The following is an 18,151-nucleotide window of genomic DNA, read 5'->3' as shown; positions in this document are numbered from 1 at the left end:
TTTTACTATTGAAAAAGACAAGTATCTGCTAAGGCAGTCTACTTGTCTGAGGTCTCATTTATTGAATTGTATTAAAAACTCAGACAGATGCCTTTTCCATCGTTGCATCCGTCATTTAAAGCAATTATATATAATAAATTAGGTTCTAACGTTGGGTTTTACTTTAAATTTTAAGGAGAAATAAATTTTTAATTTTGTTATTACTTTATTTAAAAAAATTTGCTCTCTTAATTATTCTGATAAATGTCTCTAGTGAACACTTTATCCCTCACTACTTCTAATTCCTTGCCCATCCTATTAGTTACTATCACTTCAGATTGAATACAAAAATCAGAAAAATCTTTTATAACCTTAACTCCCTTAAATATTTCAAACGATATATTGGGATCGTAGATAATCATTTGTATATCATTTTGTTGCAATTTTTTTATAATTTCTAGTATTGAAGAAGATTTGAAATTATCCGCATTTTTTTTAGAATCTAATAAGTATATACCGACTATTTTAGGTTTTAATTCTACAATTTTTTTTGTAATAAATGATGTACGTATATCATTAGATTTAGTTATACTTCCAATAATAGAACTTGGTTTATCAATAAAAATGTGTTCTAATTGCTTAGTATCTTTTGGTAAACAATAACCTCCATATCCAAAAGAAGGATTATTATAATGAGAACCTATTCTTGAATCTAAGCATACACCATCAATTATTTCTTGAGTACTTAAATTTTCTATAATAAAATAATTATCTATCTCATTAAAAAATGCAACTCGTAACGCTAGATAGGAATTAGAAAATAGCTTAATACTTTCAGCTTCTTTAGTATTTGTGTATAAAACTGGAATATTTTTTTTAAGAGTATTCTTTTTGAATAATTCAGCTATTTCTTTACCAATTTTTGTTTTTTCCCCGATAACAATTCTCTCCGGATTAAGTACATCATACATTGCACTTCCTTCTCTTAAAAACTCTGGAGAAAAGATAAATAATGCTGAACTTTTTATATATCTTTTTCTAAGATAATTAATGTACCCAATAGGAATTGTTGATTTTACCTGGATAATTCACACAAAATCTTTTATCTCTTCTAAAGGCTTCTATGCCAAGGGATAAAAGATTTTTTACTTTTCACCTATTGGGTGCACAAAAAAGAACACACCTATGTTATTGTAAAGTCGACTAAAACAATCAATAAAAAAGGAGTGTTCCTTATGTCGACTTTACAACAAAATGCCTTACAATTCAATTCTAATTGTTCTATTTCTAATGATGGTGGGCAATTATCTTCTGATTCTGGTCTTTTATTAGTTCAAGAGTTTCTTCACCACATCGGTTTTGATGCACTTTTGCAAGAACATTGTGTCTTTTTTGATCCTCGAAAATACTGTTTTCACTCTTCGCTTGATTTGTTCAAACAGCTTCTTTTTCAAACAATCGTTGGTTATAAAGCTGATTCTGTCAGTGATTCTTTGTGTCATGACCCTGTTTTCACGCTTGCCTTATCTAAAGACGCATTGGCCTCCCAGCCAACGATGTCTCGTTTTACTCAATGGTGGGATGCGTCTGCTTTCAACGGGCTTCAATCTTTGAATCGCCAATTGGGAAATCAATTCGTCCAGCAGATGAACTGTCAAGAAATGGTGATCGATGTCGATTCCACCCATTCCGATACCTTTGGCAAACAAGAAAATACTGCTTATAACGGACATTACGGAACCGTTGGTTATCACCCGCTGGTTGCTTTTGATGGATTGACCGGCTTCTTTTTAGGTGCCCAGCTACGTCCTGGTAATGTCTATACATCCAATGGTGTCGCTGATTTCTTACGACCGATCGTTAAACAGTTTCGTGGTGGAACAGGCGATCGACAGCTTCTGATCCGTGGTGATAGTGGGTTTGCGACGCCGGAAGTGTATCAGCTTTGCGAAGAGCTTCGCGTTGGATTTGATCCGGCTCAAATCCAACGCGAAGCTTCAACAATTGGGTGAAGAACAAATTCTTTATTCTGACGACACTGATTTTACGAAGCAAGAGATTCAATGGTCGAATGTTTCTTATCAAGCGAGTACCTGGGAGCACGCTCACCATGTGGTGATCAAATCCACTCGAGAAGCGGGTGAATATTTGTTTCGCCCTGAATTTCTCGTGACGAATTTACAGGAAATCCCGGCTCAATTTGTCCACAAGATGTATCAGAATCGCGGTGTGATGGAAAATGATATCAAAGAAATAAAAACTGGCTTCTTTTTCGACAAAACCAATCATTCGAAATTTTTCCAAAACGCGACCTGGATGATGGTGAGCGGAATCGCTTATAATCTGATTCAAATGATGAAGGCTTTCACCTTCCCAAAAAGCGAACGAACTGCGACAATTTCCACGATTCGCTTCAAGCTGTTTCGTGTGGCTTCAAAAGTAACGAACCACACCCGAAAAGTGACCGTCCATTTATCTAGCACCAATGTCTTTGATCGCCTTTTTTGGCAAGTTCTCCATCGAATCCAAACCTTTCCGCTTTATTAATCGAATCGAAAATTTTTAAGGATCGAACAAGGACCTTGTGCGCTCTTTTTTTGACCGATTTCTTGTGAAATGACCTTCGAGAAGCTCATTCTGTAGAGGTGATTCAAAAAAGGCATAAGAAAAAGATCAATCCATGACTTTTCGAGAAAAAAACGTTAAATGAAAAAGTATGAATTATTCAGGTATTAATCAAAAAGTTATATTTTACTTTTAAATATATAGTGTTGAGAATTTGGTTAGTATCTGAAAATTTCATTAGGTACTTTAATTTTTTCAAAATATAAAAAAGTGTTAGAACTAATTCCAATACTACAGTAAAAAACTCCGAATCTCTTCTAATTGGTCAATGTTCCAGACAGTTTCTGGAATATTGCTGTAACGCCATTCTGCTTTCATATCTTTGCTATGTTTACTGCCATTACCAAAGCTAATTTGGCAATCAAAGGATTATCTCCTATCCAACTGTGGTATACAACCCTAACTGTTTATGAATATCAATTTGAATCAACCGTTCCATTTCATAAACATTAGCAACACCATACATCTTTAACCCACTGGTCACATCCACAAAGGATTCATCCACACTATACACATGGTGATTTTTTCGTCAGGATATTTTTTATAGATATTGTTTATTTCCATATTCTTATGCATGTATAGTGCCATTCTAGGTGGAGCAATCTGGGTAAGGAAATCGTGCCTTTTTAGATCCGCGTCTCTGTAAAGAAATGGGGGATTAATTCTCTTTGCCACAGCTCGTTGTCCCGCAAAAACGCGGAGTTGAGCCAAGAAGTCTTGATGGAAATCTTTACGCAGTTAGCCATCAAAGTTTCTAGGCAACGGCCGAGTTCAAAAACAACCAGTCTTCAACTCATTGATTCAACAAAGATTCCACTGAATAAAATCTTATTTCCTTGGGAGAAGTTTCGAAAAACAAAATCCGGCATCAAGCTGCATTTGAAACTCTGTTATCTATCAGTACCCGGAAAGCTTCGCCATCACCAATGCCGAAGAACACGATCGGAATCACTTTGAATGTCTCGTCGATAAAACGGAAGCAACTTATGTCGTTGATCGAGGTTATTTTGATTACAAAGTACTTAATCGATTACACAACGAGGGGTATTTCTTTGTGACAAGAACAAAGTGTAATACAAAGCTCACCGTTCTGAGCCAAATCGAGGTCGCCGATCCAAAAAAACAATGATGGCACGATTATAAGCGATCAACAGGTGATTCTCGGTAGCGGTGGCAACCATGTGACCGAACGCTTTCGACTCGTGACAGTTCTTACAAAGGGGCAGAAGCTACTTAGAATCGTCACCAATAGAATGGACGTTCGCCAAATGAAGTGGCGGACATGTACCAAGCACGCTGGTAGATCGAGTTGTTCTTTAAGCATTTGAAACAGAACCTGACAATCAAACGTCTTTACTCTCAAAGCGAACAAGGAGCGATCAATCAAGTCATACTCACCTTGATTGCAACCCTTTTGACCTATTTGGTGAAGATTGAACTGAACACGTCAGCGACATTGTTTCAACTAAAAAGGTTGTTCCATTATTTGATGTTTGAACCCGCAGAAAATTGGCTCAAACACCATAGATCTGGTTGATTGATTACTCTCAACACAGTATCGTTTTACAGGCCAAAATTCGAATAACTGTTAAAAATTTCTGAAAAAATAGTCATCCGCTGCGTCAGCATTCGACTTTTTAGAAATTTTTAGCGAAAGATAGTTTTCTGATTATTCAGGTAATATCTGTGCAACACTAGTGATATATTATATAATTTTCTTTTATAACCTTTTAAATTGTTATCTTCTGCTTAAATAATTTTAAAATTTTTTTCTTCTGGACAAATCAATACCGTCATTTTATAATATATATGATATCAAAAAATAGGAGGTGGGTGTTAAAAATGGATAACAATTTATTAAATTATTTATTAAATGTAATTGAAAATGTTAGACCTACTGGAAATGCTACAAATGTATAGAAAATGTGTATTCAATCACAACATGCTCTAAACAATTATATAATCGGTATGTAATATTCTCAGTTATATATCGATTATATAAAATCAAATGATAAAGACTCTAATATTATTTAATATTAAGTTCAATCACTATTTTCTATAGCATATCATTGTTAAACTGAGATATAGAGCAAACTGTATTATATAATTAAATAATACCAGTACTTCCCCATTATACTACCTCCATCACTATTATTAACTTCAGTATAATAATCTTTTTAATTTATTTTATATCTGGTTGATTGAATAATAATTACATCATTATCTTAAATACTTTCATTATCTTGAGATTCTATTTGAATTAAAATTTTTATCTTATATATAACAGCTCTCCGTTTGACCTAAAACAACTAGCCTAATTTTTTATGATGCTAGTTCAACTATTCTATTTATATCTAACCATGGTTGTTATGTACTAATAAATACTGAAAGTTTTCTTTTTTGCTATAGTACTATTATTGCAAAAAAGCGAAGTAACAATTGAACAAAGTTACTTCGCTTCCAAAGAATTCTATGGGAAAATAAAAAAAATTTCGTGAATTTTTAGTGCTCTCTATCCTTAAATTTTTCAGTGTTTACATTCTATATATCTATTTGAGAAAATTTTTCAAATCAGTTTCTATAACTTTGGGTAAATACTCATTATTATTAAACTTAGCTATAAATAGAGCATTATTATATATTTCTATACTTTCAGGGTTCCCTAATTTATACAAATTGAAAGCTTTTTCATAAAGAAGAAAATCCAGAAGTTCAGTTGATTGGTACTCTTGATTCAACTGAATCCCTTTATTACATAAAATCAATGCTTTTTTGAAATTCAATTGATCACTTGCTAGCTTAGCACTATTATAAAAGACTTTATTTAAATTAATCGGTTTCTTCTCTAATGAATCAATTAATTTTACTGAATCATTATAGTATTCTTCAGCCAAAAGATATTCTTTTTTCATTGAAAAAGCTATGCCCATACTACTTTTAGCTAGTATTCTATATATACAATCTACCGACTCTTGGTTTAATGCTCTGTGGAAATAAACAATACATTTTTCAGTATCTTTTTTTCCAATCAAAAGAGTAATTCCCTTCAAATAATAATATTGAGCTAACAAATGTTCATCTAGATTTTGTTCGCTAATAATGTTAGTGTCTAACAGTGATAGGGCTTCTGCATGTTGCCCTAATGTACACAAAGATTCAACTTCATCTAATATTTTAGCCTCTCTTTTTTCTTCACTATCTATTAATACATCAGCCAATTCGATTTCTAATTTAGAACAAATCTGTCCTAGAATAGTAAGGTTATTACAATAATCTTTTCTCTCAATATTACTAATAGTTGCCTGCTTACAAACGTTTTCTGATAAATCGTTTTGAGTCAGACCTTTTTTCTTACGTAGTTCTTTTATTTTATTACCATCTACTCGAATCACAAAAATCCTCCTTCTCCTACAATTCAGACCATCTACTAATTTTATAATTTAAATAATATTATAAATAGAAAAAAATGATGCTGGGATATTAATTTTTTACTGAAAATAATTAGAACATTATACTAGCTGATAAATGTACTCAAAACATTTACATATATGACTATATAACATTATAGCTTAGATATCTATTATCTAAACTTGAAGTATAGTAACTTTAAGTTTTACTATTAAGTCTCTATAAATTGTTATTGTATCTCTTTATATAATATTATAAACAGAAAAAATTTCTAAATATCATAATCCTATTTTATACAAGATAAATCTAATTTCAATATATTTATATTTCCCAATAAGATTATATGAATAATATTATTATAGATCAAAGTAATCTATAGTAAAGTTGTGCTATTCTGGTTGTGTCAAAAATTATGTGTAAATGGAAAAATCCATTCTGCTGTTTAGATTAAAACATCGACTCTAATGTATCTTGTATTTCTTTAAATCCTTTATGAACTCGGCAGAGAAACTTTTGATTATAGTTGTTGAATTGAACTACCAGGAATCTCTCCAGAGATTCTTCATTAGGAAATTGCTCTTTTCTTTTGGTATATTTCTTCAATTGTTTGTTAAAACCTTCAATCAAATTAGTTGAATAAATGGTTCTTCTGATTGACGGAGGAAAATTATAAAAGGTTAACATAGCAGGGGTCATGAGTAACTTGACTACTCGTGGATACTGCTTTTTCCATTTATCTATCATAAAACGTATTTGATTAGTTGCTTCTTCTTTTGAACTTGCTTGATAAACCAATTTGAAATCATTACAGATTTCTTCTCGATCACTCACACGAACCTTATGAGCGATATTTCTAGATAGATGGACACAACATTGTTGAACTTGAGCATTTGGATAAACACTATGAATACTATCATGAATGCCACTTAAACCATCCGTTACGACTAATAAAACCTCTTTTAAACCACGATTTTTTAGGTCTTGAAGAATCTCTTTCCAAACATAAGCAGATTCAGTTGGAGCAAGACTAAACCCAAGAACCTCTTTGGTTCCATCTAATCGAATACCAATCACAATATAAACTGCTTCTTTTGAAACAGTTTGCCTTTTTAAAGGAATGTGAGTAGCGTCCATAAAAATGACAGAGTATCTGGATTCTAGGGACCTTTCTTTAAAGGCGATAACCTCTTCAGAAACTATTTGAGTCATATTTGAAATGGCCTGTGGCGTATAGTGATGACCATACATTTTTTCAATTAATTCAGAGATTTCAGACACAGTAATGCCTTTTTGAAATAGCTGAATAATAGTGATTCCTAAAGAGTCATTAGTTCTTTTATAAGCAGGTAAAGTTTGTTGAGAAAATTCTCCGTTTCGATCTCTAGGAATCACCAAATTTAATTCTCCATATTCTGTTTTAAATGCACGTGAATAATTCCCATTACGGGAATTACCTGAATTAAAGCCGGCACGATCATATTTTTCATAATCAAGAAAAGCAGTTAACTCTGCTTATAACAATGTATTAATAGCTAATTCTAGGTGACGTCGAAATAAATCATCTAAATCTCCTTTATTGATTAGTGTTTCCATTATTTCTGTAGTAAAATTGGGCATGAGAAAGTCCTCCTATAAAATTTCTGTGTGGTAACTTTAATTTTACAGAATGGACTTTCTTTTTTTCTACCCTAAATATCTATTTACACAAAATATTTTACGCTATCGATATTCTCTTCTATTGATAGTAATATCTTATTATTTTAAAATATTTATATACTTAAATAACTATTTCCCCATAGAGTTGACTGAGATGTTTATCTATATATATGGACGATACTAAATTATTGTCTTGCAGGGGCATATTACGATGTCTTCAAGATACACGAAAAGAGGCTGTGACATAAGTCTCGAAAAAATGCCAGTGAAAGAAACGTGTTTCCCGTAATTTCACTGGCATTTTTAGGTAAAAATCAAAACCTCCAGTGTGAACTGGAGGTTTGTTCTTCGGCTGAAAGCCTCTTTTACCGGCTATAGCCTAAAAGGCTTCCTGAAAGATTTCCCCCTTGCACCACTTTTACTCACTGATCCTTAAAGAATCTCTTTCACTTCTTCTTGTTTTTTGTCCTGTAAACGGATCATACTCTTCAAACAGGGTTAGCTAATCCGCTGTATAATCTTCTTGTACTTGATTTCGAATATATTCTTCAATCTGCTTCTTATTTCTTCCTACTGTATCAACGTAATATCCTCTACACCAGAATTTTCGGTTCCCATACCGATACTTCGAATTCGCATGTCTGTCAACTACTCTTGCCTTTTAGATAGCCTACAAAACCTGATACACTATATTTTGGTGGAATACTTACGAGTAAGTGAATATGTTCTCTACAGGCATTTGCTTCGATAATTTCCACCCCTTTTCTCTCACATAACGTGCGGATGATCTCACCTATACTTTTCTTATACTTTCCATAAATCACTTGTCGTCTATACTTTGGTGCAAAAACGATGTGATACTTACATTTCCATGTTGTGTGTGATAAACTTTCATTAGCCTTTTTCATAATAGGCACCTCCTAAGTTGATGGATGTGGTGGTCGGGAAACCAATTTCATCTTATAATCTTTAGGAGGCTTTTTTAATACCTCGCTGGAAGCTCTTTGGAACCCCCGGCTTAGCCAGGGGTTTTCAATACACATAATAAAAGCGTATAGGTGAATGCCTATACGCCCATTCCAATCCTCGAAAGGACTAAAAAAACATGACTAATTATAACATGAATCAACTCACTTTGGATATAATCACGTCATATATTCCTAACAAAGAGAACACCGCTTGATTTATTCACGAACTTGTTGAAGCACTTCAACTCAAGAACCCTATCTTTTTGGCAGACCACGTGCGTGTGATTTAAGTTTAATGCTCAAACTGGTTTTATTTACATACAATCGCAGTGTCTTTACCAGTCGTAAAATTGAACAGCTGGCAGAAGAAAATTTGCCTGCACGCTGGTTAACATAAGAATGAGTGACTTCGTATCGCACGATTGCACTCTTTCGCATTTCTAACGATGTCGAGACACTGGTGGCTCAAGGTCTAGAAGCGTTAACGAGCTATTTACGAGAACGTCAACTCATTGATGATGCCCTATTTATTGATGGTACGAAGATTTTAGCGGATGCCAATAAGTATAGTTTTGTTTGGAAAAAAAGTACCATTCGCTACGATCAAATGAATCGTGAAAACACCTTGGCTTTAATGACTGAGCTGAAAGAAGCCTATTCCCGAAGGGTCAGATCTCAACTTCAATCGATTGGATGAAGTACTGACACGATAGAGCTACTTTTTAGAAGCCTTAGAAAAAGAAGTGGCAGAAACTGGCAAGATTTCTCCTAATCCGGCAAAATAACAACGTCGGAAACTGAAAGCCCAAAATTGCCAGCTATCTGAAGGACGAGAAAAAACGGCGGATCATTAGCTTCGTCTCGCTCGTTGTGGAAACCGCAATAGCTATTCAAAAATGGATGTTGATGCCACCTTTATGCGTGTGAAAGAGGATTCTATGCGGTAATGGACAGCTAATCAATAGGTTCTAGGGTATGAGGTTTACCAAAACCCAACAGATACGAAAACGCTCCTTCCTTTTCTAAATAAACTGATACTACCCGAAGAAACCATAGTCGTTGCCGATGCAGGCTATGGATTAGAAAAAAATTATCGCCAGTTGGCGGATCATTATCCACAGCACATGGCGCTTATTCCTTATGCCACCATGCTCAAAGAACAAAGTAAGAAGTGGAAAAGTGACGAACGCAAAGTGATGAACTGGATGTATGATGAAGAAGAGGATAGTTACACGAATCCAACTGGCATCCGTTTTTTATTTTCATGCCTACTGTACCCAAACGGACAAGGAGGGCCTCGTGAAAGACTTTAAAGAATATCAAATAGAGAAATATGATGAGAACAACCAGGTAATTGAGGCGCCTTAATACCTAAAGGCCATACCAGAAAAATAACAATCAATCCTTTATGGGAGTATTTCAAAGCCAAACAAGTGACACTGCTTTCAATGCGGAGACAGGGAAAATCTACGCGTGAAGAAAAAGTGACATGGAATCTGTGTTTGGCCAGGCGAAGGCTTGCTTGGGTTTCACTCGTTACCACGTTCGAGGGTTGGACAAGGTGAAGAAAGAAACCGGACTAGTGGTTCTGGTCCTTAATATGATGAAATTGGCGGTGCGTAAACGAACAACCACCCGTTTCGCCTAAAAAACAGCACATCTCTGAACATCTTTCGCAGATTTTCGAGATGTGCTACTTTTTTTGTTACGAATTGAAACTACTTATGTCACAGCCTCTTTTCACACACAGTAAGCTATAGTAAATACTTTCTTCTCTCCATATAGTTATATAAAGAATCAAATGTTACAATCTTTTATCGTTAACAGAAATTCAATTATAAAGATTTAGTGGCAACTTTTCCTCTTATTATTGCAACTTCTCACTTTTAGATAAAACAATATTACCCATGATTAGGTAGTCTAGTTCACTATCATAAAAAGTTTTAATAGCATCTCTAGGATTACATACTAACGGTTCTCCACCTATATTAAAGGACGTATTCAATACTGCTCCGACACCAGTTTCTTTTTTTACCTGTTCTAACAATTTGTAGTATTTTTCGTTATCTTCCCTTGATACAGTTTGTACTCTGGCTGTACCATCAACGTGAACTGCTCCTAAAATATCTTTCTTATATAAATCTTTGACATGCAAACCTCTAAGCATAAATTTTGAAGGGAAGTCCACAAATCTTTTTATATCTTCTTCAATAATAGATGGAGATAACGGTCTCCAAGATTCCCGCCCTTTAATAATATTCACTTTATCACGAATCTCAATACTGTTAGGTAGGGCAACTATTGATCTATTTCCTAACGCTCTTGGACCCATCTCCATTCTTCCTTGAAACCAACCAATAATTTTGCCTAAAGCTATTTTTTTTGCAGCAAACTCTTCTACATTGTTAATATATTGATAAGGAATTTTTTTCGTGTCTAATAAATCAATTATCTGTTGGTCTGTAAAATCAGGGCCAAGATATACAGTGTCTAATTGTTGAGGTAAGACGTTATGTTCCCTGCTTGAAAGGTAGCAAGCTCCTAACGCCCCCCCAGCGTCATTTGCAACAGGAATGATGTACAAATCTGTAATATTTTGCTCCGTTAGATATCCATTAGTTGAACAGTTTAGTCCTACACCTCCTGAAATACAAATATTTTTAATTTGATACTTATTAATTGCATAACGAATAATAGAGATAATCATCTGATTCAAAATTTCCTGTGCACTTGCGGCTAAATTTTTATATTTTTCTGAAAAATGGACTTCTGTCGAAATACCGTTCATTCTTGACCAAGTTTGTTTAGTTAAATTTTCTTCACCATAGTTTTTTTCTAGCCAATCTAACCATTCGTTTTGGATTTGTTTATAACGATATTCCTGTGGTAAATAATGATTAGCCCTTCCAAGGTTAATAAAATAACCATAATCTTCATTAATTTCAATCGGGGAAAATTTATATATAGGGTCGCCATAGGCTGCTAAACCCATTAATTTTCCTTCTGAATATCTCCCCAGTCCATTGTACATACAAACTGATTTGTAAAAATGCCCTAAACTTTGAGAAATATCTCGTGACTCCATTTCCAATATTTCACCTTTTTCACAGACAAAAATAGAGGTTGCATTTCGTTCACCATTACCATCAAGTACAATACTGATTGCTTGTTTGTAACCAGAACTATAGTAACTAGATGCAGCATGACATAAATGATGATCCCAGTATTCAATAATTGGCCAATCTTCTTCTACAATACCTAACTCCATTAAAAAACGTTCCCCATAATCTTGGAATAACTCTGCTTCCCTATCAAGCTCTGGATTAATGGAAACGGCTAAAATATCTATTGCTGATATATCTATTTTTGCTTCTTGTAAACAATATAACGTTGCTTTTATAGGGTAATCCCCAAATGAAAAACGCTTTCTAGAAAATCGTTCTTCTTCTGCAAATGCAATAATTTTCCCATCCATAGAAAGGCACGCTGCTGCATCGTGCCCAAATATACCACTGATTCCTAAAACATTCATCTAAATCACTCCTATAAATTATTTCGTTTTGCAACTATACTAAAGGAAAGAGGGACTTTTACTGCTTGTTCTTTCAAAATAGGATAAATTCCCCCAATATCTTCCGAGTACTCCTCAAAACTTATTAAATCTAAATTATTTTTGACTAGGCTATTTAACAATTCTGATATCGTAAAATTGTACCAATTACTCTTCAAAGATTTATATTGTTTCTTACCAATATAATCTATACCTTTTTCATTAAAAAAAGGTTGCTTTGAGAAGTATGAACCCGTCACCTCTAGTGGGGATAAACTTTCATTACGATCATCATTTAAAATCTCGCAGAAAGGATGGATATCATTGATAAATACTTCTCCATTAGGTTTAAGCATTCGACTAACTGTTGAAAAAAAATAATCTAATGAAGGAAACCAACCTAAAGTTCCTACATTTACTAAGACAATATCAAAATTTTTATTATATTTTGAATCAATATCTCCTATCTCAGACTGAATAAATTTGACATTATTAAGTTTTAATAATTTTGTCCTATTCTTTGCTTCATCAATAACTATTTGATTAAAATCAAAACCCACAGCTTCCAATGCATTAAGTTTAGCTAAAGAGAACACTTCTTTACCATTATTACAACATAAATGAGCGATTTTTAAATTACCTAATGATTTATTAGAAAAATAAGCTTCTTCGGAAAAGCTAAGTTCCATAAATTCTTCCTTCTGAAAAGCCAAATCATAAAAGTCTCCTAAAGCTTCTTGATGATATTTAGATGCTTGTTCCCAAGCTAATTGATTTTCTTTGATTTCTTTTTCCATTCTTAGTTGCCACCTCATTTTGTCACGATTCTAAAATGTTGATAAATTTCATCAACTCTGTTCATCAACATTTCTTCGCTGTCAGCTTCAAAAATAATACAACATAACCATTCACTCGGATTTGTAAATGTAATCTCATCACCTTCTCTCATGTGATAGTAAACATCTTTAATCCATGGAAATTGAAAAAATTCTTCTTTTGTTGGAATTTTTTCAATAATACCAGCTTCTTCAGGAACTAAATTTAACCAAGAAGTATATTTTAAGTTACTCTGCTTTGGTTGAATTTCTTCATATTCTCCAGATTCTTGTTTTAGCCATTCTTCTACCAAATCTATCCCATACGTATTTTGAATCATTTCAGGAATTCGTGCACCACCGTATCTTATAGCAATTTCAGAAAAATAGATTTCGCCATCTTTAATAAAAAATTCACTGTGAGTTACACCAGTTGGAAATTGAATTAAATTATTAATTTTTTCATGTATTTTAATTACTTGATCATATAATTCTTTATGCTTCTCATAGAGAATAGTATACGACCCATTCTTCTTTTTATCATTGGCAATTAAAATTCTTGGAATATAGTATTTTCCTATAGAAGTGAATAGAGGAGTACCTTCTCTCCACAGAATATCCACATGATATTCTTCTCCGACAATGTATTCTTCTAGAGTTACTTTCTTGTTTACCAGCGCTGGATGAAATTGCAACTGCTCGAAGTAAGTTGCTAATTCTACAGCCGTTTTGACAATCTCTGTATTAAAAGTTCCTGTTCCAGTGACTGGCTTCACTACCAATGGATAATTTAATCCATGGTTCACACCAGTATTAAAATCTTCGGAAGAATATTGTGGGTAATAATTTGCATGCTTTACCCCAGCTTTTTTAAAAATTTCTTTCATAGCACGCTTATCCCTACTATCAATTGCTAAGCGAACACCACTGTTAGTATTTTCAAATAGTGTCTTCAAAATTCCATAAGCGAAAATCCCATATTCGGCTCCTGAAATTATTGAATTGATAGAAATGTTATCTTCTAATATATCTACAAAAGCAGAAGATAGCTCTTCAATTGAGTCCAAATTATTTACTGATATTTTCTTTTTGAATAACTCTAAATTACTCAAAAAAGCTAAATTTTTACGATCCCACTCATCACATATATAAACAACTTCATGTTCCAATTCTCTAATGATTTGAATTTGCTTTTCTGAACACTTAATACAAAGTATAGCCATTATAATTCCACCCTCTTCTTAATTAATTGTTAAAAGAAATCTCCATGTTCCACTCTAGGAAAATATGCATAATCAATTGTGAAGCTTTCCTTAAATAGATGAGAAAGAAGCATTTCAAATCCCATTCCTATCATAGCCATAGGTGGGAAACCATTTTTCATTGATGATAGATATTCTCTATATAGTTTAGGATCATTCCCTCTAATATTCATGTTATCTAGTATTTTTTCTATATCTGTTTCTATTTCAGATCCTGCTGCAAAATATTGCTTACCACGATACCATAATTGTGCATCAATAGAGATCCCATTGTAGCTTTTAGTATAAAATGGCCGTTTTCTTACATCGAAATTAGTCACCCACACAAATGAACTAAAATTAGTTTGAAGATAATTTCTGCATTTTGCCGGTAATTGAGATCCGGTAAAAGACTTTTGACCTGATTTTTTTAATAAGTCTTGATAATTAATTCGATCAAATCTAACTTCTTCAATAAGAGTTAGATTTAATAAATCTATTTTGGATAATGAAAGCCATAATTCAATAATTAATTCTTCAAATAAGGAACAAATATCGTCTATTTGACAAAAACTTCTTGAAATATCAAGAGTAGTAAACTCGGATAACTTCATTTTCCCACTAGACAGCTCTTCTCGATGTAGTTTGCCTAATTCGAAAATATCAGACATTCCATTGCTAATCATTAATTGATGATAAACCATGTTGCTGATAGATAAAAATCTTTCTTTGCCATAATAGCTTATTTTAAAAGGATTAGTATTTCCTTTAACCCACTTTGACGTAATCGTTGGTGATTGAACTGGCAAAAGACCTTTTTCAGTTAAAATACGATATACTTGTTTGGTAGCCTCTGACCTAATGTATAGACGTTGATTTTTCTCAGCTTGGAGACTATCAAATTTTTTTTTATAATCTGCTTTCAAAACAGTCAATTCATCAGCTATAATCTCTATTTGATTTTGATAAATTTGGTATTTGCCCTTTACTGAAATTGAATTATTTTCTTGAGGTAATTGATTATAGTTTCCATTTTTCAAAACAATAATATAATAATGAAAATTATGTGTTGCAATAATTTTCAAAAATTTCTTATGATATTGTATTACTTTTATAACCTTAAATACTTTATTAACTTGCATAATTAACCAACTTTTTTTGTATAATATAGTCATGAATTACTAGTACATCAATATAATCACTACTTAAAAAACAATTAACAGCATCCTCTGGAGACTCAACTAAAGGCATACCACCTAAATTAAAACTTGTATTCAATACAATAGGTAGTCCGCTTAATTCGTAAAATGCATGAATTAATTGATAATATAATGGACAATTTTCTTTAGTTACCGTTTGAACTCTTGCACTATAGTCATTATGAATAACAGAAGGAATTAGTGATGCCTTGTCTTTTTTTGTTTGTGCAGTCTTCATCATATAATCAAAATCATTTGAAAAACTTGTAAAATATTCTGACAATTTTTCTTTTAGTATAGATGGAGCAAATGGACGAAACCATTCTCTACATTTAATTTCATTATTGATAATTTCCTTCATCCAAGGATTAGAGGGATTTGCTAAAATCGATCTATTCCCTAATGCACGTGGTCCAAATTCACTTCGACCTTGATACCAACTAACAATTTTATTACTATTTAATAATCTTGCAGTGTCTTGGATAACTTCATTAGAGTTGTGATATTCTAATTGCTCTTCATATTTAGATAATACATTTACTACTTCATCGTCTGTATATTCGAATCCTAAGTATGCCGAATAGCCTGCTAGTTTCGTTTTACCATATTTAGTAAAGTTATATTTTGCTAATAAACCGATGGAAAGACCTGAGTCTCCTGGTGAAGATGGTATAATCACTGGTAATTCTAATTGATTCTCTATTGCTTCATTCAAAACAGAGTTAAGTGCAACGCCACCTATCATAATAATTCTTTCAAAATCATAGTTCTCTTTCAGTTTTTTTATTCTTCGAATAATTGATTGTTCAATTGTCTCTTGTGCCCATTTAGCTAAACGTGCTTGGTAACTACTAAATTTATTACCAGAAAACGGTTGTGGTATATTAATTCCCTGTTTGTTAAACCAATAACTTAAATCTTGTAATCCCTCAATATCCTGCTTAATATGTGAAAGCTCTGTTACTTCACGATTATCTTTTTCAATATATGGATTCGGAAACATTGAAGATTCTAGATGTATAGGAGCTAACCCCATTGTTTTACCTGCATCATGATAGGAGTCAAAACCAATGTACCTAGTTACTTTGCTATAGAAACGTCCATATCCTAAATCTTCAAAGTCATTATGATCACGTGCAACTAATTCTAATTTTTCCCCATCCCAAAAATAATAACTGGTTTGTTCAACACTAGCATGTTCTAAATTAGTTGAGTTGCTATCATATTTTAAAATACTTCCGCTATTGTCAATTACTGCAATTAATGAATTGGCTTCGCTGTTTTCTGCTAAACCACACCATGCGTGAACTTCATGATGTGAAGGATAGTAAATAATTTCAGTATTTCTAGAAAATATATTCTTTATTTGTCTATATATATCAATTTCTTCTTTTTTCTCATCTATATGTTTTCCAAATCCACATAATAGTACTGTATCAATTTCTGTCAATTGTAAAGAATTTCTTTCTAAAATTGTTTCAACAGATGAAATAAAGCTCCCATCATATTTATTACGAGTGACTCTTTCAGTTGCAATAGAATTGATCAACTTTCCATCTATCATTAACGAAACATTGCCGTCACTTGTAAATTCATTTACATCAGTAAAAAAAGAATTGTGTATTGCTAATACTTTACTCATTTTTATTCAACCTTTCACTAAATATTTTATCTTCAATTGCTTTATGAGGAGAATTAAATTCTTTATACACACCTTGATACAAGTCAATTTGTCCTTGATTACACCAAAAAGAGACTTGTCCGATTTTCATATTCGGATACACTCGAATTTTTTTTGCAGCTCTGATCTCTAACGTCCATCTATGATACGTTCCTGTATGTCCTAAATTTGCCGATATTTGCAAATGAATTCCCAATCGACCTACGCTACTTCTGCCTATAAGAGATGTAGCATATTTACTACTACCAATTTTTTCGTTTGTTACACCTAAATAAAGGATTCCTGGTTCTAAGATGTATCCTTGTTCTGTCAATGATAATTTTTCTTCTCGAATTTCATTAGTTATTGAATCGTGATAAATCTTTATTAACTCTTTATTTAATGTATAATTATAACTATTAGGATTAACATTTTCTTTATGAAATGGTTCGATGAAAATATATTGTTCTTTAACTTCCTTAATAATTTCTGCCCCTGTAAGTATCATATTTATCACCTAAAATCCTTATAAACTTTTGATGTTAAAGGTGTTTCAGCACCTTGATATTTCCCATCATATAAAACGATATCTCCTTTAGGTTTCCAAAATGAGACTTGAGCAATAGGCATTCCTTTATACAATTTAATTGGCAATAAATTATGCAGTTGAAATGTCGTAGTTCCATAAAAACCGATATCAATTAAATCAGCAGTAATATGGACAAACAATCCCATACGTGCAGTTGTTGATTTACCATGAATAATTGGGACATAAAAATCTGAACCTAATTTTATTGAACTGGAACCTAAACAGAATGAATGTTTAGGAATAACAATCCCTTCATCGGGAATTTCTATTATTTTATATTTATTTTCTTTTTTTACATCTAGGATATCATCTTGATAAAAAATCAGTTCTGATCCTAAACATAAATCATAAGAATTTGTTCCTATTTTTACCATGTCGAATTGAGAAAATTTAATTTTTCCTGAATAAAATTCTTTTGTAATTTCATTTCCGGTTAAAATCATATCGTTTTCACTCCATTT

The 18,151-nt window shown here is 32.6% G+C and carries 15 protein-coding genes and 4 pseudogenes; 7 read left to right on the top strand and 12 right to left on the bottom strand.

From position 1 onward, the window contains the following. Window positions 1–227: 227 nt before the first annotated feature. Window positions 228–1,064, bottom strand: coding sequence for a nucleotide sugar dehydrogenase (locus I580_RS01630; RefSeq protein WP_345917504.1), 837 nt, complete (start codon window positions 1,062–1,064; stop codon window positions 228–230). A 150-nt stretch (window positions 1,065–1,214) separates the two neighbouring features. On the opposite strand from I580_RS01630, the gene I580_RS17315 reads away from it, so the two are divergent. Both I580_RS17315 and I580_RS17310 read left to right on the top strand, forming a co-directional pair. Further along, window positions 1,215–1,991, top strand: a complete 777-nt coding sequence (locus I580_RS17315; protein WP_010773058.1) for an IS1380 family transposase — start codon at window positions 1,215–1,217, stop codon at window positions 1,989–1,991. Continuing rightward, entirely contained in the window at window positions 1,984–2,526 is a 543-nt protein-coding gene (locus I580_RS17310) for a transposase (RefSeq protein ID WP_051091071.1), read from the top strand. The genes I580_RS17315 and I580_RS17310 overlap by 8 nt, the downstream gene beginning before the upstream one ends. A 330-nt stretch (window positions 2,527–2,856) precedes the next feature. On the opposite strand, the pseudogene I580_RS17405 reads toward I580_RS17310, so the two are convergent. After that, window positions 2,857–3,207: pseudogene (locus tag I580_RS17405) on the bottom strand (Y-family DNA polymerase); the annotation flags it as partial. A gap of 289 nt (window positions 3,208–3,496) precedes the next feature. Between I580_RS17405 and I580_RS17190 the strand changes: the two are divergent. Further along, entirely contained in the window at window positions 3,497–3,733 is a 237-nt protein-coding gene (locus tag I580_RS17190; protein WP_345917503.1) for a transposase, read from the top strand. 1,420 nt (window positions 3,734–5,153) lie between these two features. On the opposite strand, the gene I580_RS01615 is transcribed toward I580_RS17190, so the two are convergent. The 3 genes and pseudogenes from I580_RS01615 to tnpA form a co-directional block, all read right to left on the bottom strand. Then, window positions 5,154–5,996: a helix-turn-helix domain-containing protein gene (locus tag I580_RS01615; protein WP_010773059.1), complete on the bottom strand. Its 843-nt coding sequence runs from the start codon at window positions 5,994–5,996 to the stop codon at window positions 5,154–5,156. Between the two features lie 463 nt (window positions 5,997–6,459). Further along, window positions 6,460–7,629: pseudogene (locus tag I580_RS01610) on the bottom strand (IS256 family transposase). Between the two features lie 457 nt (window positions 7,630–8,086). Further along, a pseudogene (tnpA, locus tag I580_RS01600) lies at window positions 8,087–8,576 on the bottom strand (IS200/IS605 family transposase). A 355-nt stretch (window positions 8,577–8,931) separates the two neighbouring features. Between tnpA and I580_RS17185 the strand changes: the two are divergent. The 4 genes and pseudogenes from I580_RS17185 to I580_RS17170 all read left to right on the top strand — a co-directional run bounded on the left by I580_RS17185 (window position 8,932) and on the right by I580_RS17170 (window position 10,284). Further along, window positions 8,932–9,033, top strand: a complete 102-nt coding sequence (locus tag I580_RS17185; RefSeq protein WP_245558662.1) for a hypothetical protein — start codon at window positions 8,932–8,934, stop codon at window positions 9,031–9,033. Between the two features lie 6 nt (window positions 9,034–9,039). After that, entirely contained in the window at window positions 9,040–9,333 is a 294-nt protein-coding gene (locus tag I580_RS17180) for a hypothetical protein (RefSeq protein ID WP_245558663.1), read from the top strand. Window positions 9,334–9,664: 331 nt separating this feature from the next. Continuing rightward, window positions 9,665–9,949, top strand: a pseudogene (locus I580_RS17175) (hypothetical protein); the annotation flags it as partial. A gap of 176 nt (window positions 9,950–10,125) precedes the next feature. Further along, on the top strand, window positions 10,126–10,284 hold the full coding sequence (locus I580_RS17170; RefSeq protein ID WP_245558664.1) for a transposase: 159 nt from the start codon (window positions 10,126–10,128) through the stop codon (window positions 10,282–10,284). A 219-nt stretch (window positions 10,285–10,503) separates the two neighbouring features. Here the strand turns inward: I580_RS17170 and I580_RS16385 are convergent, their stop codons facing one another. From I580_RS16385 to I580_RS01560, 7 genes are read right to left on the bottom strand one after another with little or no spacing between them, the layout of a single operon-like run. After that, on the bottom strand, window positions 10,504–12,168 hold the full coding sequence (locus I580_RS16385; RefSeq protein ID WP_010773064.1) for a carbamoyltransferase family protein: 1,665 nt from the start codon (window positions 12,166–12,168) through the stop codon (window positions 10,504–10,506). A gap of 11 nt (window positions 12,169–12,179) precedes the next feature. Next, entirely contained in the window at window positions 12,180–12,983 is an 804-nt protein-coding gene (locus tag I580_RS01585; RefSeq protein ID WP_010773065.1) for a methyltransferase domain-containing protein, read from the bottom strand. Between the two features lie 14 nt (window positions 12,984–12,997). Next, window positions 12,998–14,224, bottom strand: a complete 1,227-nt coding sequence (locus I580_RS01580; protein ID WP_010773066.1) for an ATP-grasp domain-containing protein — start codon at window positions 14,222–14,224, stop codon at window positions 12,998–13,000. Window positions 14,225–14,253: 29 nt separating this feature from the next. Continuing rightward, a complete protein-coding gene (locus I580_RS01575; RefSeq protein ID WP_010773067.1) occupies window positions 14,254–15,384 on the bottom strand; it encodes an amino acid--tRNA ligase-related protein in 1,131 nt (376 codons plus the stop codon). Further along, window positions 15,374–17,083 carry a carbamoyltransferase C-terminal domain-containing protein gene (locus I580_RS16380; RefSeq protein ID WP_010773068.1) on the bottom strand — a complete coding sequence of 570 codons (1,710 nt, stop codon included), beginning with the start codon at window positions 17,081–17,083 and terminating at the stop codon, window positions 15,374–15,376. Before I580_RS16380 ends, I580_RS01575 begins: the two co-directional genes overlap by 11 nt. Continuing rightward, window positions 17,076–17,609, bottom strand: coding sequence for a dCTP deaminase (locus I580_RS01565; protein ID WP_010773069.1), 534 nt, complete (start codon window positions 17,607–17,609; stop codon window positions 17,076–17,078). The genes I580_RS16380 and I580_RS01565 overlap by 8 nt, the downstream gene beginning before the upstream one ends. A 5-nt stretch (window positions 17,610–17,614) precedes the next feature. Beyond that, window positions 17,615–18,133, bottom strand: coding sequence for a dCTP deaminase (locus I580_RS01560; protein ID WP_010773070.1), 519 nt, complete (start codon window positions 18,131–18,133; stop codon window positions 17,615–17,617). Between the last annotated feature and the right edge of the window lie 18 nt (window positions 18,134–18,151).

The organism is Enterococcus caccae ATCC BAA-1240, assembly GCF_000407145.1.
Classification (GTDB): Bacteria; Bacillota; Bacilli; order Lactobacillales; family Enterococcaceae; genus Enterococcus_L; species Enterococcus_L caccae.
This window is presented reverse-complemented; position numbering and strand designations above follow the sequence as displayed.

Coding starts and splice junctions, on each gene's coding strand:
- I580_RS17315 (WP_010773058.1), top strand. CDS start 1,215: ATGTCGACTTTACAACAAAATGCCTTACAATTCAATTCTAATTGTTCT.
- I580_RS01575 (WP_010773067.1), bottom strand. CDS start 15,384: ATGCAAGTTAATAAAGTATTTAAGGTTATAAAAGTAATACAATATCAT.
- I580_RS01585 (WP_010773065.1), bottom strand. CDS start 12,983: ATGGAAAAAGAAATCAAAGAAAATCAATTAGCTTGGGAACAAGCATCT.
- I580_RS16380 (WP_010773068.1), bottom strand. CDS start 17,083: ATGAGTAAAGTATTAGCAATACACAATTCTTTTTTTACTGATGTAAAT.
- I580_RS16385 (WP_010773064.1), bottom strand. CDS start 12,168: ATGAATGTTTTAGGAATCAGTGGTATATTTGGGCACGATGCAGCAGCG.
- I580_RS01565 (WP_010773069.1), bottom strand. CDS start 17,609: ATGATACTTACAGGGGCAGAAATTATTAAGGAAGTTAAAGAACAATAT.
- I580_RS01560 (WP_010773070.1), bottom strand. CDS start 18,133: ATGATTTTAACCGGAAATGAAATTACAAAAGAATTTTATTCAGGAAAA.
- I580_RS17185 (WP_245558662.1), top strand. CDS start 8,932: ATGCTCAAACTGGTTTTATTTACATACAATCGCAGTGTCTTTACCAGT.
- I580_RS01580 (WP_010773066.1), bottom strand. CDS start 14,224: ATGGCTATACTTTGTATTAAGTGTTCAGAAAAGCAAATTCAAATCATT.
- I580_RS17170 (WP_245558664.1), top strand. CDS start 10,126: ATGGAATCTGTGTTTGGCCAGGCGAAGGCTTGCTTGGGTTTCACTCGT.